The organism is Acidimangrovimonas sediminis (assembly GCF_002871005.1).
Lineage (GTDB): Bacteria > Pseudomonadota > Alphaproteobacteria > Rhodobacterales > Rhodobacteraceae > Acidimangrovimonas > Acidimangrovimonas sediminis.
This window is the reverse complement of record NZ_PHSN01000044.1, coordinates 1-14,695: the sequence shown is the minus strand read 5'-3', so window position 1 is coordinate 14,695 and position 14,695 is coordinate 1. Positions and strand designations below refer to the sequence as shown.

14 protein-coding genes are annotated in these 14,695 nt (G+C 65.3%); 5 read left to right on the top strand and 9 right to left on the bottom strand.

All coding sequences use genetic code 11. The features are described 5' to 3' along the window. Positions 1 to 16 precede the first annotated feature (16 nt). The 4 genes from pcaG to pcaD are packed head-to-tail and all read right to left on the bottom strand — an operon-like array spanning position 17 to position 2,519. A complete protein-coding gene (gene pcaG, locus CVV76_RS23075) occupies positions 17 to 616 on the bottom strand; it encodes a protocatechuate 3,4-dioxygenase subunit alpha (RefSeq protein ID WP_102227042.1) in 600 nt (199 codons plus the stop codon). Between the two features lies 1 nt (position 617). Then, positions 618 to 1,355, bottom strand: coding sequence for a protocatechuate 3,4-dioxygenase subunit beta (gene pcaH / locus CVV76_RS23070; RefSeq protein ID WP_102227041.1), 738 nt, complete (start codon positions 1,353 to 1,355; stop codon positions 618 to 620). Continuing rightward, positions 1,348 to 1,737, bottom strand: a complete 390-nt coding sequence (gene pcaC / locus CVV76_RS23065; RefSeq protein ID WP_102227040.1) for a 4-carboxymuconolactone decarboxylase — start codon at positions 1,735 to 1,737, stop codon at positions 1,348 to 1,350. Before pcaC ends, pcaH begins: the two co-directional genes overlap by 8 nt. After that, positions 1,734 to 2,519: a 3-oxoadipate enol-lactonase gene (pcaD, locus tag CVV76_RS23060; RefSeq protein ID WP_102227039.1), complete on the bottom strand. Its 786-nt coding sequence runs from the start codon at positions 2,517 to 2,519 to the stop codon at positions 1,734 to 1,736. Before pcaD ends, pcaC begins: the two co-directional genes overlap by 4 nt. Before the next feature lie 94 nt (positions 2,520 to 2,613). Between pcaD and CVV76_RS23055 the strand changes: the two genes are divergently transcribed. Both CVV76_RS23055 and CVV76_RS23050 read left to right on the top strand, forming a co-directional pair. Next, positions 2,614 to 3,516 carry a LysR substrate-binding domain-containing protein gene (locus tag CVV76_RS23055; protein ID WP_102227038.1) on the top strand — a complete coding sequence of 301 codons (903 nt, stop codon included), beginning with the start codon at positions 2,614 to 2,616 and terminating at the stop codon, positions 3,514 to 3,516. 87 nt (positions 3,517 to 3,603) lie between these two features. Continuing rightward, the gene (locus CVV76_RS23050) at positions 3,604 to 4,872 is read left to right on the top strand and encodes an Hsp70 family protein (protein ID WP_102227037.1); all 1,269 of its coding nucleotides are present in this window, start codon (positions 3,604 to 3,606) and stop codon (positions 4,870 to 4,872) included. Positions 4,873 to 5,570: 698 nt separating this feature from the next. Here CVV76_RS23050 and CVV76_RS23045 read toward each other — a convergent pair. Further along, positions 5,571 to 6,863 carry a WcaI family glycosyltransferase gene (locus CVV76_RS23045; RefSeq protein ID WP_102227036.1) on the bottom strand — a complete coding sequence of 431 codons (1,293 nt, stop codon included), beginning with the start codon at positions 6,861 to 6,863 and terminating at the stop codon, positions 5,571 to 5,573. Positions 6,864 to 7,096: 233 nt separating this feature from the next. Between CVV76_RS23045 and CVV76_RS23040 the strand changes: the two genes are divergently transcribed. Both CVV76_RS23040 and CVV76_RS23035 read left to right on the top strand, forming a co-directional pair. Further along, positions 7,097 to 7,624, top strand: coding sequence for a hypothetical protein (locus tag CVV76_RS23040; RefSeq protein WP_102227035.1), 528 nt, complete (start codon positions 7,097 to 7,099; stop codon positions 7,622 to 7,624). 29 nt (positions 7,625 to 7,653) lie between these two features. After that, the gene (locus CVV76_RS23035) at positions 7,654 to 7,995 is read left to right on the top strand and encodes a hypothetical protein (protein WP_102227034.1); all 342 of its coding nucleotides are present in this window, start codon (positions 7,654 to 7,656) and stop codon (positions 7,993 to 7,995) included. Positions 7,996 to 8,118: 123 nt separating this feature from the next. On the opposite strand, the gene CVV76_RS25530 is transcribed toward CVV76_RS23035, so the two are convergent. The 3 genes from CVV76_RS25530 to CVV76_RS23020 all read right to left on the bottom strand — a co-directional run bounded on the left by CVV76_RS25530 (position 8,119) and on the right by CVV76_RS23020 (position 11,450). Then, positions 8,119 to 8,514: a hypothetical protein gene (locus CVV76_RS25530; protein ID WP_233193120.1), complete on the bottom strand. Its 396-nt coding sequence runs from the start codon at positions 8,512 to 8,514 to the stop codon at positions 8,119 to 8,121. A 246-nt stretch (positions 8,515 to 8,760) separates the two neighbouring features. After that, complete coding sequence (locus CVV76_RS23025) at positions 8,761 to 9,402, bottom strand: YjbF family lipoprotein (protein ID WP_102227033.1); 642 nt, start codon at positions 9,400 to 9,402, stop codon at positions 8,761 to 8,763. After that, positions 9,399 to 11,450: a YjbH domain-containing protein gene (locus tag CVV76_RS23020; RefSeq protein WP_158243229.1), complete on the bottom strand. Its 2,052-nt coding sequence runs from the start codon at positions 11,448 to 11,450 to the stop codon at positions 9,399 to 9,401. Before CVV76_RS23020 ends, CVV76_RS23025 begins: the two co-directional genes overlap by 4 nt. 704 nt (positions 11,451 to 12,154) lie before the next feature. Between CVV76_RS23020 and CVV76_RS23015 the strand changes: the two genes are divergently transcribed. Further along, a complete protein-coding gene (locus tag CVV76_RS23015; RefSeq protein ID WP_102227031.1) occupies positions 12,155 to 12,853 on the top strand; it encodes a sugar transferase in 699 nt (232 codons plus the stop codon). A gap of 239 nt (positions 12,854 to 13,092) precedes the next feature. On the opposite strand, the gene CVV76_RS23010 is transcribed toward CVV76_RS23015, so the two are convergent. Further along, the gene (locus tag CVV76_RS23010) at positions 13,093 to 14,058 is read right to left on the bottom strand and encodes a sulfotransferase domain-containing protein (RefSeq protein ID WP_102227030.1); all 966 of its coding nucleotides are present in this window, start codon (positions 14,056 to 14,058) and stop codon (positions 13,093 to 13,095) included. Positions 14,059 to 14,695 lie beyond the last annotated feature (637 nt).

Below are 14,695 nucleotides of genomic sequence, written 5' to 3'. Positions count from 1 at the left end.
GGCCCTCCCGGCGGCTTCAGAGGTCAAGGAAGACGGTCTCGCCGTCGCCCTGAAGTCGGATGTCGAAACGATACTGCCCGGGCCCGGTCTTCTTCGCAATCAGCGTGTCGACGCGGGGCTTCTGCTCGATGCGGGCAAGCAGCGGGTCGGCGGAATTGTCCTCGTCTTCGAAGTAGATCCGGGTGTTGAGGCCGATGTTGATGCCGCGCGCGACGATCCACAGGGTGATGTGCGGCGCCTGCATCCCGCCGGTGCGGTGCGGCACCGGGCCGGGCTTGACCGTGCGCAGGGTGAACTCTCCGCTTTCGGCATCGGCGGCAAAGCGGCACAGGCCCGTGACCTTGGGGTCGGCGTCCGGCTGACCGGGGAACTTGCCCGCCGCGTCCGGCTGCCAGCTTTCGATCATCGCGTCGCGCAGCGCCCAGCCGGTACCGTCGAAGACCGATCCGACGATCTCGATCACCTCGCCCTGCGCGCCCTCCTCGATCGGGGAAACGCCGATCTCCTGCTCATAGGCGCCGGCATTTCCGGCATAGGTGGGCATCAGGCCGATGTGGACATAGGGCCCTGCGGTCTGCGACGCGGTCTCGATCAGATTGTCGAGCTTCTGCACCATCTCACATGCCCTCCAGCTTGTTCTCGAACATGGTCTGGCGGCGGCCGCGCAGCACGATGTCGAACTTGTAGGCGAGGAAATCCAGCGGCCGCGAATGCGCCATGTCCAACGGCGCGACCAGACGATCGAGCTGCGCACGGTCCTTGATCGTCGCGGCGATCGGGCAATGGTCGATCAGCGGATCGCCCTCGAAATACATCTGGGTGATCAGTCGCTGGCCGAAGCTGCGCCCGAAAACAGAGACGTGGATGTGCATCGGCCGCCAGTCGTTGGCGCGGTTCGGCCACGGGTAGGCGCCGGGCCGGATCGTCAGGAACTGATATCGCCCCTCGGCATCGGTGATCGTCCGCCCGCAGCCGCCGAAATTCGGGTCGAGCGGGGCGAAGTAGGTATCCTTCTTGTGGCGGTAGCGCCCGCCCGCGTTTGCCTGCCAGATCTCGATCAGCGTCTCGGGCACCGGGCGGCCCAGTTCGTCCAGCACGCGGCCGTGCATCAGGATGCGCTCACCTACCGCGGGGGCCGCACCCCTGGTCCAGTTCAGGATCAGGTTGTTGTCGAGCGCGCCAAGCGCGTTGTGGCCGAAGGTGGGGCCGTGTTCCTCGGAAGGCGTCGATTCCATCGACAGCAGCGGCAGGTTCGGCGACCGTGCGACCGAGGTCTTGTAATCGGGGTCGTAGGGCACGGGATGGATCGCGCGATTGCGCGGGATCAGCGGGCCGAGGTCAGGGGTCTTACTCATCGGTGTCTGCCTCCATCTCGGCATAGGTCTGCTTGGCCAGTTTCAGCGCGTGGTTGGCGCGGGGCACACCGGCGTAGATCGCCACGTGCTGGAACGCCTCGAGCACGTCGGTCTTGGAGGCCCCGGTCCGCGCAGTGGCGCGGATGTGCATCGGGATCTCCTCGAAATTGCCCGTCGCGGCCAGCAGCGCCAGCGTCAGCATGGACCGCTCGCGCCGCGTGATCCGGTCCGAGGCCCAGACGGTGCCCCAGGCCGAAGCGGTGATCAGGTCGGTGAAAGGCGCGTCGAGATCGGTCTGACCTGCCGCTGCCCGGTCGACATGGGCGTCGCCCAGCACGGCCCGGCGCGTCGCGTCGCCTCGGGTGATGCGGTCGTCGCTCATGCCGCGGTGTCCTTCAGGAAGGCGGCGATCAGCGCCGCGGTGGCCTCGGGCTGTTCGATACAGGGAAGGTGGCCCGCGCCGGGGATCACGTGGAAGGCCGCGTTGCTCAGCTCCGCCGTGGCCTTGACCAGATCCGGCGGGGTCGACCCGTCCTGATCGCCCGCCATGGCAAGCACAGGCAGCGTCAGCGCCCGGGTGCTTTCGGTCATGTCCGCGCCCGCGATCGCGGCGCAGCAGCCCGTATAGCCCGCCACGCTCGTCCGGGTCAGCATGTTGGACCACAGCGCGAATTCCGGCGCGGCTTCGCGGAAGTCCCTGGTAAACCAGCGCTCCAGGATGGGATCGGCCAGCGCCGACACCCCGCCGGCAGTTATCTTGGCGATCCGGTCGTCCCACATCTCCGCCGTGCCGATCTTTGCCGCGGTGTCCATCAGCACCAGGGCGCGCAGCAGGTCGGGGCGCTTTGCCGCCAGCCCCTGACCGATCAGGCCGCCGATCGACAGGCCGACGAAGGTGACACCGCTCAGGCCCAGCCCGTCGCAGACCGCTTCGGCATCGGCGACCAGCGTCTCCATCGCGTAGGGCGCGGGGCTGGCGTCCGAAAGGCCATGACCACGCTTGTCGTAGCGGACCAGCCGGAGGCCCTCGGGCAGGTGGGGCAACAGCGCATCCCAGACCCGGAGATCGGTACCGAGGGAATTCGAGAACACGAGCGGGCGGCCGTCCTTCGGCCCCTCATCGCGGATGTGCAGCGTCACGCCGCCAGTTTGTAGTGTCTGCATGGGGTCCTCCGCCGCCGCTTATGGCATGGAAAAACGGCCCGGAAAATTATAACTTTCGGAATTATTCATAACCTCAGGATTATGAGAGGCCCCGATGCTGACGCCCCAGCTACGCCTGCGCCACCTGCGTTGCTTTCTGGAAACCGCCCGTCTCGGCAGTCTTTCGGCCGCGGCCGAGGCGCTGCATGTCAGCCAGCCCGCCGCCTCCAAGACGATCCGGGATCTTGAGGAGATCCTTGGCGTCGCGCTGTTCGACCGGGGTGGGCGACGGCTGGTGTTGACCCGGGGCGGGCAGGCCTTCCTCGCCCATGCCGGCGCCGCGATGGCCGAGCTGGAGCGGGCGCAGCGCGCCGCCCTCGACCCGCCCGAGACGCGCGAGCGGATCGCGGTGGGGCTTCTACCCACCGCTGCGTCGGAGCTTTTCCCCCGCGCCGCGATGGCGTTTCGCGAAGAGCGTCCGGACTGCCTGATCCGCGTCTTCACCGGGCCGAACTGGCTTTTGCTGTCGCAACTGCGGGAACGCGCGCTGGATCTCGTCGTCGGGCGGATGCCGCCGGCGGGGCAATCCGAGGGGCTGATCTTTCGACAGCTCTACTGGGAGCGGATCCTACCGGTGGTGCGCCCCGGCCACCCGCTCCTGCGCCCGGACTGGCGCTATGCCGACCTCGCGCGTTATCCGCTGATGCTGCCACCGTCGGGGGCGATGATCGCGGCGCCGGTGCGGTCTTGGCTGCATTCCGTGGGCATCGCCGAACCCGCGCCGGATTACGAGAACGTCTCGCTCGCCTTCGGGCGACGGGTGGTGATGGCCTCCGACACGGTCTGGTTCATCTCGGAGGGCGTGGTGCGGCTGGAGATGGACGCGGGCACCCTTGCCCCCTTGCCCGTCGAGAACCAGCTTCTCGGCGGCCCGGTGGGCGTGTCGCTGCGCGCCGATGCGGCGCCCAGCAGCGGGTTGGAGGGTCTGATCGCGGCGCTTGCGGCGGTCACGCCATAGACGCGCTGCCGCGCTGCGCCACAGCCTCTTGCCGCCCCTTCCGCCAGCGGATAGAAACGCGCGCTTTCCCTGCCGGAGAAAGCGCCCATGTCCCGCCCAGATCGCCCCGCGACGCTTGCCGTCGACTTCGGCACGTCGAACTCCGCCGCCGCCTGCCTGCAGGATGGCCGGATCCGACGCCTCGCCATCGAGCCCGGGGCTGAAACCCTGCCGACCGCCGTCTTCTTTCCCGCCGACAAGGGCGCGATGCGGATCGGATCGGCCGCCACCGCCGCGCTGATCGCGGGCGAGGAGGGGCGCTACATGCGGGCGCTGAAAAGCGTGCTGGGAACCGCGCTCCTTCACGAATCCAGGCTGATCGGCGGTCGTCGCCGCACGCTGACCGAGATCGTCACCGCCTTCCTCGTCACGCTGAAGACCCGGGCCGAAGCCGCCGCGGGGCAGCGCTTCGACGCGGTGCTGTCGGGCCGACCGGTGCATTTCCACACCGCCGACCCGGGCCGCGATGCCCAGGCCGAGGCCGACCTGCGCGCCTGCTATCACGCCGCCGGGTTCGAGACGGTCGCCTTCCGCCCCGAACCCGAGGCCGCGGCACTGGCGACGCACGGCCTGGGGCGGGCGGGGGGCACGGGGCTGATCGTCGACATCGGCGGCGGCACCTCCGACTTCTCGCTTTACCGCGGAGCAGAGCCGGGGGCCGCGCGCGGGATTGAGATCGTGGCAAGCCACGGCATCCGGCTGGGCGGCACGGATTTCGACCATGCCGTGTCGATGCACCATGCGATGCCGCTGCTCGGCCACGGCGGCACGCTGCGCCGCGACTTCGGCGAGGGCCTTCTGCCGGTTCCGAATGCGATCTATGCGGAGCTTTCGACCTGGGCCAAGATCCCCTTTCTATACAGTCCCGAAACCCGGCGCGAGGTGGCCGACATGCGCCGCGTCGCGACGGCACCCGAGGCAATCGGACGCCTTGCAACGGTGATCGAGGAGGAGCTGGGCCATGAGCTGGCCTTTGCCGTCGAGGCCGGCAAGATCGACGCGAACGCCGCCTCGGGACGCGGGATGATCGACATGGGATTCATCGCGCGGGGCCTGTCCGCCCCGATCGACGCGCGGTCCCTGGGGGCCGCGCTGGAGGGTTACCGCGCACAGTTGCGGGGGGCGATGGCCGAGACGCTGGTACTGGCCGGCGTGGCGGCGGATGCGGTCGACAGCGTGGTTCTGGTCGGCGGTTCCAGCCTCATGGGCCTTGTGTCGGACGTGGCACATGCTGTGCTGCCCGCGGCGACGCAGCACCGGTCCGAGGCCTTCACCGCCGTGGTCGACGGTCTCGCCCTCGCGACGGCAGAAACCTGAACGTCAGGCGGGCGCTGTGCGCCATGCAGGGGCGCGGACGGAACCACGGCGCGGGGGGGCGCAACGGGGATTGGCTGGGGCGAACATGCCCTGAATGCCGCGCCGTAAGGCCATGGGCAGACATCGACGCAGCCCCATGTAAATCGGTGCCAGAAACCGTGCGGTGAGAGGACGGGCGCACCGCGTGGCACCCCTCCCGCCAACCTGCCGACGCCCCCCCGAATCCAGGTGCTGCGCTGCGCCGCCGCGAATCACCTGACCTCAATTCGACCTGCTACCGCACAGGTCGTCATCACCAATGCCCCCTAAAAAGCAGGCAATCCGAGCAAAGCTACGCCGACGGATGCCCGTTTGGGGCCCCGCAGAACTGCGACAGGTCGCTGCATCGCGGCGCACTGAACCAATTGGTTCGATTCGGGCGCGAATGTCACACGACAACCTTTGGAAACGCCTTATCCCGTGGTATGTTTAAAACATTGTTAAAGATGAGTTCCGGGGGCACACGATGAGGCTTGTTGCCTTACAACTTTTGAACAGCAGGAGCCGTCACAGGCTTCGCGGCGTGCGGTGTCCATATTGCGGGCACAACACGCGCATCTTCTCTGACACATGCGGCGCCTGTTACCAGAAGAAGCCGCTTTCACATCGATGGCCGATCTACCTCTTCCCCGTCGGAGTCGCCCTGATCGTTCTGCTGGTCATTCTTGGGGCTTTGATTGCGATGCTAGGTCTTTGAACGGCGGCTGAGCGTTCGGCATCGCGCCATCGCGTCGGCCATGGGCCAGCTGATCAAGGCAATGGTCGATGATTCTCTCTCGGTCCCAACGCTCCTCGGCCCGCTTGCGCGCCGCGGGTCCAAGGGATGCGAGCCGCTCGGGATCGTCGAGAAGCCCGGCGATCGCGGCTGCGAAGGCAGCGGAATCGCCGGGTAGTACCAGCGCGCCGACGCCGTCGACCTCTTCGGCCAGCGCCGTGCCGGGGGCCGCGGTGGCCACCACCGGCCGCCCAGACGCCAGCATGTTCGTAAGCTTCGAGGGCAGCACCAGATCGGCCGCGCCCGCGATCTGCGGCAACAGGTGCAGATCCGCGATCGAGAGGAGATCCGACAGCCGCTCGAACGGCTGCAGCGGAAGGAACCGCACGTTCGGCAAATCCGCCGCCTGCGCCTGCAGGTCGGCCACATAGGGCCCGTTGCCACAGATCGCAAAGGTAAGGTCGGTGCGGTCCTTCAGAATCCGGGCCGCTTCGGGGATGATCTCGATCCCCTGCTTGCGCGCCACGTTCCCTGAGTAGAGGGCGACCCGTTCCGTCGTGATCCCCAGCTCCGCCTTCATCGAGGACGGCCCCGGCTGTGGCGTGACGCGCGCCAGATCGGCCCAGTTGCGCAGTTCGAACACCCGATCCGCCGGCACCCCCTTTTCCGACAGCTTGGCCAGCATCGGCCGCGAGATGGAGCTTATCCGGTCAAAGCCCGCAAGGGTACGCCGCTCGAACCCTCGGGCCATCCGCCCGGCGCGGCTGTCGGGGCTCAGCAGGCCCGTCGCGAAGGCGGCCTCGACCTCGTAATCCTGGATATGCAGCCAGCTTTGCGCGCCGGTCAGCCGCGCCGCCAGACGGCCCAGCGGGGCCGAGACCAGCGAGGGTGCGACCACCAGCACGTGATCGGGCCGCATCGTCACCGCGCGGGCCAGCATCCGTGGCGCAGCGGCCAGCGTGAAGCTGGCGTAGTGCAGCATCCGTTTCGCGCCCGACGGCTCCGCCGGCACGTAGAGCGGACAATGCACGACGCGCAGCCCCTCGCAGGGCCGTTCGGTGCGGTAGCCGAAGCGCGGCCAGCCTTGGGAAACCTTCCACGCGGGATAGTAGGGCTGCGCTGTCACCACCTCGACCTCGTGCCCGCGTGCCGCAAGGCTTTCGGCAAGCTGGCTGGTGTAGACGGCGATTCCGATCATTTCGGGACTGTAGTTGATCCCAAGAATGAGCAGCTTCATCGCGCGGTCCCCCGTAGCTCGTTCAGCTACGGGTAGAGAAACCGGGCCGCGCTGTCGAGTGGTCCTGCCGCACTGCGGCGAAGTTCCGCGGCATTCGCCGCAAATTCGACCAAAGCGGACGGTTCCACTTAGGGAAATGTTGAACGTTAAACCGTCTGATGGACACGTCAGCAAGGCCGGCCCCCAAGGTGACCGGCAGGACCCGAACGGTCCGACAACCATCGAGAGTAGTGATGTTTCCCAACCAGCCCCTCCCGGCGCGGATGTTCCGCGCCGCCCGTTCGATCGTGTTTGCCCTGGTCGCCCTGGTGACCTGTTTCGCGGCTGCGCCCTCGCAGGCCGAGAAGGGCGATCGTCATCTTCTCCCGCATTCCGAACCGGGCCTTGTCGTCATCGTGGACGATTTCGGTGGCCGCATTCAAAGCCGCATCGACGAGATCGCGCGGTATCGCCAGGAAGGCACGCGCGTCGAGATCCGCGGCGGCTACTGCTATTCGAGCTGCACGATGTTCCTCGGGCTTGGCAATGTCTGCCTGGATCCGGGGACCGAATTCGGCTTTCACGGGCCGGCAACGCTGTTCCGAACCCCGCTGGCGCCCGAGGTGCACGCGCATTCGGCCACCGTTATGGCCAGCTTCTACCCCGAGCCGATCCGTCACTGGTTCCTCGACGTGGCGCAATGGCGGATGTCCGGTGTCTACCGGGTGGCCGGATCCGAGCTGATCCGCCTCGGCATGCCGCGCTGCAGCGCGACCTCCTGACAACCTTTCGGTGCATGAGGACTTCCGACATGACCAGACTCCCCTCCCTCCGCTCCTGGATCCCGGTGCTTTTGCCGCTGGCGCTGGCGGCCTGCGCCCTGCCGCCCGGGCAGATCGCACCCGATGTCACCAAGGCGCCCGATTACGACGGGTGGAGCTGTACGGCCCTGAGCCGGGAACAATCCCGCCTCGACAGCGCGTTGACGCAGCTGTCCAGAACCCAGCAGACCGCGGTAGCGGCGGATGTGATGACGGTCTTCCTGGTCGGGATCCCGCTGAGCGGCGGCGGCAAGAACAAGGAAATCGCGGCGGCGAAGGGGGCGGATGTGAATCTCGCCCGGCGCCGCGCCGTCGCCGGGTGCGGCGCCTAGAGGCCACGCCTAGGGGTCACGCGCGAAGAGGCGTCACTTCTGACTAGGCTAGTCTACAACTAGGAAAGCCGGGGCAAGATGCCCCGGCTTTCGAAGATTTCAGCAGGCGTTCTGCCGGTCAGATCAGTTCGTCGTACCGGTGGTGCTGGTCGTGGTCCCGGTGCTGCCGTTGCCGTTGTTGGCACCGACGACCGCCGCCGCAACTGCAAGACCGACGGCACCCGCGATGCCCGCCGCGGCAAAGCCCGCGGTCGCAAGGCCCGCGCCCGCCGCACCGGCGCCGGCCACACCGCCGGCCGCACTGGCACCCGTACCGACGCCACCAGCACCAGCGCCGGCACCACCGCCAGCACCCGCGCCGCCACCGGCACCACCGCCACCGGCACCCGAGCCGCCAGCGCCTTGACCAGCGCTAGCACCCTGGCCCGCGCCGCCTTGACCGGGGGCTGTCTGAGCAGCGGCCATGCCGAGGCTCAGCACAGTCACGGCAACCGCACCCACGATTGATTTCATCAGCATGTCTAGTCTCCTGTACTGTTCGCACACGACAATCCCCCAGAAACGCTAACAGTTTCCTGAAGGTTTCTCTAGGTAGTCGCCGGTTTCGGGGCAAACATATTTCGCAACGCGGCAGAAACTCGCTGTGTTTCCGATGGTATCGCACAGCTTTGACTGGTTTTTACCCTTTAAGTCAAACAATTCGTCGATTGGCGATCCCCCCGGCACCGCATGGGCACCCGACGAATCAATTTTCCGTCCTGGGCGTCAGGGTCCTTTTCGCAGGGCAAGCCGACCGCCATTCGCGCTTATGTATTGCAACGACTGGTAGATCTTGCCGCCTTGCCCGACCCAGTAGATGTTGCGGAACTTGTCACCATATTCGCCAATGCAATCCTCGAACATCTTCTGCGTCGGGACGGAAATTTTGCCGAATTTCAGCGCTTCGTCGCCGCCCTTCGTGATGTTGCAGACATAGGCCCTGATCAGGATGTCATGATCCCCGTTGAGGTGCGACTGAAAGCGCTTGGCCTGGCCCGCGCTACGCGCATGAACAAGCGCCGCGGATTGCGACACGTCCGATGTCATCATGTCTTCCATCAGGCCACGGGTTTCGACCAGCATCCCGTCGCGCACCATCACCTCGGCCCCGTCCGCCGAAAGCCACGTGCCGACGCCATCGGGGGTCAGCACGGAAAGGCGCAGAATCGTTCCCGCCTTGAACTTCTCGAGGTAGGCCTCCATCGCCGGCGCGCCTTCCTTCACCAGAACGGGATACCGCGCGCTCTGGGACGAGACCGACTGGATCGGGGTGACCGAGGTCGGCAGGCTCGAAAGCTTGAGGTTCCCGCAACCGGCAAGCGCAGCGGTCAGGGCCGCCAGAACGGCAAGGGCGCGCGGCACTCTCATCGCCAGAATTTCCCCCAATCGGCCTGCAGGTCAGGATCTTGATTGCCGCGCACGATGTCATACAGCCGGTTGCGCAGGTTCAGCGTCGCGCCCCCATCGCGGGTGATCGGGCGGATGGTCTGACCGAACCCGTTCTGCGACGGCTGCCCGGAAAGCCAGGACAGCGGGATGGTGAAGCGGATGCCCTTGTCGAAAGAGCCTTCGCCGAAGTCCGTGGACGAGACGTTGGTCAGCGTGAAGAAGGCGCCGAAGCGGATGCCGTTGGCGAATTCCCGGTCGAGGGAGACGGTCGTGCCCCAGTCCCCGGCAAGGTAGCGCCCGACCGAGATCTGGCCGAGGTAACCGCCGCCGAAATTGTAATAGGCCGTCGCATGGCCCGTTACCGTGCTGTAGTCGCGCAGCCCGAACAGCATGTCGTAGTCGCGCTTGCGGGCGTAGTTCATGGTGACGCCAAAGGCCCAGGAGCTGGCAACCGGCTTCCAGAGGACCTCGGTCGCGACACCGGCGTATTGGGTTTCCAGAAGACCCGCGCTGACGTGGCCGTAAAGGTTCGCGCCCGGCCGGAAGAAGTAATCGCCGGTCAGGTAGGGAATGTCGGCGTGGCTGTGCTTGTCGTACAGCGACGAATCCGTCCGGACGTGCGGGAGCACGGAATCGTTCGCACGGCTGTAGTTCTGGAGCGTACCGGCCAGCTTCTTGCGGACCGAGCCCGAGATGCTGAAGCCCGGGGCAAGCGCATAGGTCGCCTTGGCCTGCACCCCGAGGTTGGCCCGGATCGGGCTGTCGGGGTCGAAATAGGACGGGTCCAGGTAGCCGCTGAACTTGTAGTTCAGCTTGGGGAAGTTGCCCGGAAGCGCGTCGCCCCACCGCACCGGCCGGTTTGCCGCGTCGTCGATCCGCGCCAGCCCATAGCTTTGCCAGCTCTGATCGAGGCTGTGATCGAGACGCTCAAGATCACCGCGCCGGATCGTGACGGCGGACATGCTCATCCCGGTTTCGGTCACCGGCACCAGCACGAAGCGGTCGATATCCGCCGGCATGACCGCGGTCAGCCCGCGCGCCGCGCGCCCCAATGCCTCGGGCACCGCGTCGAACCGGGGGTTGAAGATGTGCAGCACCACCGTGTCGCCATCGCGCGAGAACGACATCAGGCGCAGGCCCTCTGCCGCAAGCGCCTTGCCCGCGGAGGCGGACAACGCCTCCTCCGGTGCGGTCTGGGGCAGTCGGCCCCAGCTTGCCGCAGCGGCGTAGTCGCGCGGAATGACCGGCGGCCCGGCCTGCTCGGTCCCGCCGGGATACTTGGGGTGCTTCGGGTTGAAAGTGTAGTTCAGCATGAAGCTGAGCGACCCGCCGTAGAGATAGGCCGCGGTCAGGTCGACCCCGTTCTTGAGCCGGTAGGTGGCCGAAAGGTTGAAGGGCGAATTATAGGGCGCCCCCATCACGTTCGTTTCCTTGACCTGGGCGTCCGAGGAATATTCCAGCTTCAGGATCAGCCGCTCGGTCGGCCGATAGGCGATGCCGCCGAAGAAGGCGGCGTCACCCCGGAAGAACCGCCCCGACAGAACGTTCCCCGCGCTCACCCCGCCCGGGCGCGTCTTGAACCGATTGGAGATCAGGCCCAGCGGGTTCTCGAACCCGCCGCGCGAGGCCAGCCGGCCCCAGCCGATGCCGCCGGTCAGCGCAAATTTCGACCCCACGTGCTTGGTCGCCACGACATATTCGCTGCTATAGACCCCGGTCCCGGTGAAGTCGCGCAGGCCGACGGCGACCGCGGGGTTCCAGTCGCCCTCGTCCACGAAGCGGTAGCGCAGGTCGAAACTGCGGTCATACAGCGTTCCGCCAGGTTTCACGCCGTTGCCGTAGTTGTAGAGCAGCGAATAGCGGAAACTGCCGCTGAGGCGGGGGGTGATCTGGAAGGTGAACGTGTTGCGAAACGTCTTCCCGTTGCGGCTGGTGGTCAGCGCAACGTCGCCGTCGTGCAGGCTTTCCGCAGTCGGCATTTCGATCAGGCCCGGCAGGCCGTAGAAATTCTGGCTCGGACGATCCATCACGAGCTTGTCGCCAAGGGCATACCAATCCGTGGCGAAGGCCGGTGGCGCGCATGTCACGCAGATTCCGACGACCGCAAGACCGGTGGCAAGACCGGCGTCCCTGGCGCGTCCCTGGCGCGATCTTGGTCCGTTTTGCGACCTTGTCGTCATTTCTGCCCTGAAGGCTCCCGTCTTCCTGGCACAACTTGAGGGTGGTTCGCGCCACCGGTCGTGCTGCGTGTGCATCCTGCCCGTGCCCATCTGCATAGACGGATGCAAAGGGCCTGACCACTCCCCGACCGGTTCTTTGCGCGGCTGAGGACCTCGCTGTGTCCCCACCGCAACCGAATCAGGCTCTCAGCGGTTTTTTGCCGCAGGCCGCGGGTTGGAGCGCCCGGAGTTGACCACGGCAAGCGTCTTGTGTGCACATGCAGAGAAGTTCGGCGGCAGTGACAACTCGGGATGTCTGAAAACTGAGCAGAAACATGACCGCGCCGCCGTGGCCCGCCACTTTTGGGTCGATTTTCGTCAAAGTTTCATTAAGGGTGTGAAAATTGTTGATTAGAGGTAGGGCTATGTTTGATCAGCCGCAGTGTATCCGGAACAAGTTTCTTAGTGGCGCTGTTGAGCTGGGAGCTCGCTGAAACTCCGGTACGTGAGTGGTCGCGATCAGGCCCGAACGTGCGGAAAACGTAACGCGAAATCTAGCAGAGGTTTAGTACATGCAGTTTCCGACCGCCTCCCAGTTCCTTTCTGCTTCCGATCTCGAGGCCGGGGCTGTCACCGATACCTCTGCAGACGACGGGGTACGGTCCGGCCTCTACCAGAGCGTGTTCAAGCGGGTGATCGACGTCTCCCTCGTGCTGCTGGCGGCGCCGGTCGTTGTGCCCGTGGTCGGCGTCTTCGCCTTCATGGTCTCGCGCGATGGCGCCAGCCCCTTCTACTGGGATCGACGGGTCGGCCTCGGCGGCAAGAAATTCCGCATGATGAAGCTGCGGACGATGGTGCCGCGCGCCAACATCAAGCTGCGCAAGTACCTTGAGGAAAACCCCGCCGCCGCCGCGGAGTGGGAACGCAACCAGAAGCTTGCCGAAGATCCGCGGATCACCCCGCTTGGCCAGCTCCTGCGCAAGACCTCGATCGACGAGCTGCCACAATTGTGGAACGTGCTGCGCGGCGACATGTCCATCGTCGGGCCGCGCCCGATGATGCCGAAGCAGGTGAAACTCTATCCCGGCGAGGATTACTTCGAACTGCGCCCGGGTCTCACCGGCCCGTGGCAGGTCTCCGATCGCCACACCAGCGCCTTCTCGAAACGCGCCGAATTCGACGCCGACTACCGCCGCGAGATGTCGCTTGCCACCGATGTGAAGCTCATCGCCCGGACCGTCACCGTGGTGCTGCGCGGGACCGGCTGCTGAGCGCTGGCTGACGCGATTTGCGGCGGTGGATCGTGTGAGGCGAGGTGTTCGCTTCTGCCACCAGTCGCAGCATCGTTTTCCTCCTTACCAGAGTAAGCATCCGAGCAATTGATCTGAGCTTTTTTCCGGCCGGCTCGATTTGCCGCTGGTCGCATCCTGGGTAATGTGAATCAGGCTGTGTAGAGCATCTCCCGAATTTGCGAAACACCTTACGCTTCAGATGCCTCCAGTTTCCTGGCTCATCTCATCCAGGCGGAAAGATCGCGCCCAAGCATTTCCTGCAAGGCCAGCGTATCGTCACGGTAGAGGGCAAGCAGGTGTTGCCGTTCTCCCGCGCTCATCGGGGCAACAGGGGCCTGACGGCCGCGAAGCCTGTCTTTCAGGCCGGGGGGCAGGTGGCTTGCCAGCCGGCGCAGCTTGGTGACGCTGCCAAGCCTCGCAGCCAACCGTCCCGGGCGCCGCGACACAATCTGGCTGCTCCGCGGATTGTGGACTGTGTCGGTATCCGTCTGAACCTTCGGATCGACACCCAGAAACCTGAACAGTTCGGACACCAGTGTGGCACCATCGGTCACCAGATCTTCGTAGAGAACCACCTTAAGGTGTTCGACAGGAAAATGCGCCAAGTAGCGCGTCAGATGCGCATGATAGAAGCCCTCATGCACGATCCGTCCGCTGATCCAGGTGTCGCGCTGACCCGACAGATCCTCTTCGATTGCTTGGCCAAAGGTACCATCCTCGGTGCCAAGGCCGGCGCGATAGGACCAGTTCGAATAAGCCCGTTCGACTGGATGTCGGAGGATCGCGATCAACTTCACATCTGGCAGCGTTTCGGCGATGGCATTCGAAGCGATGCTCGAGGCAAGGTAATCTGGACACGCCTCACCCAGAAGTGCGCCAGGCGCAGCCCCGGAGAACATGGCGCAATATGCCTCTGCCTTCTGCGGAATATCGAAGAAGAGCCGGCCATGCCCGTTCAACCAGCGCGACGGCGGCAGACCGATCGCTGAGAAGTAGCGCGTCTCCTTGACCTTCGACATGTGAATCCCCGGGTGGGCATCGAAGTAATGATGAAGAGACGTCGTGCCCGCCTTTGCGGCGCCGATAATCAGAAAGTCGGGCGCCGTGCCGATGTGAGGTACCGTGTCCATAAGGCCCTGCTCTCCCACCGTTCGCTCCTGCATCTTTGTCCTCGCTGGCTTCATCAGTCCTCCTGCCGCGAAACGCTCGGCCGGGCGAATGGGGCGCACCTAGCGGCAAGGGATTGCGCTCGAGGCTTGCCTGCCCGTCAGTCTCACCCCTTAATGCAGGCAGATCAGAGACCACTGCAACGAGCAACTTGCTTCCCGTTCCTCTCCCGTGCCGGGTCCTCTTTCATCGCCTCGCAGTGATCAACCTGCCCGAGTTTTGGGCACATGTACTTCCACTTTGCTCTTACCGCGGCCTGCTGTTGTCTTGCGACTGTCGTCGGGGATCAAATTAACTCACGTTAAAATTTGGGAGTGTCCGCAAACCGTGTTGGTTCGCTTCGTCTTGACCCGGAAGGGCCTATCTTACTCCGCTTTTGCCGCGGAGGGTGCCCTTGCTACATCACGACTTTCGCCGTTTTCTCGATGCCCTCGATAGTCTGAATCCAGCCCAGATCGAGGACGCCCAGACGAAGATCCCGGATCTCCGGCGGAAGTCGGATGCAATCTCGGAAATTGAAGCACGGACAAACCGGGAACACAAGTGCCCATTCTGCGGCGACCCGGGACGCCAGAAGTGGGGCCGCACCCGAACCAAGGTGACCTGCTCCCCTTGGAGTCCGCGTTTATAGGTTAGCTCTGTTCAGAGTTTGGT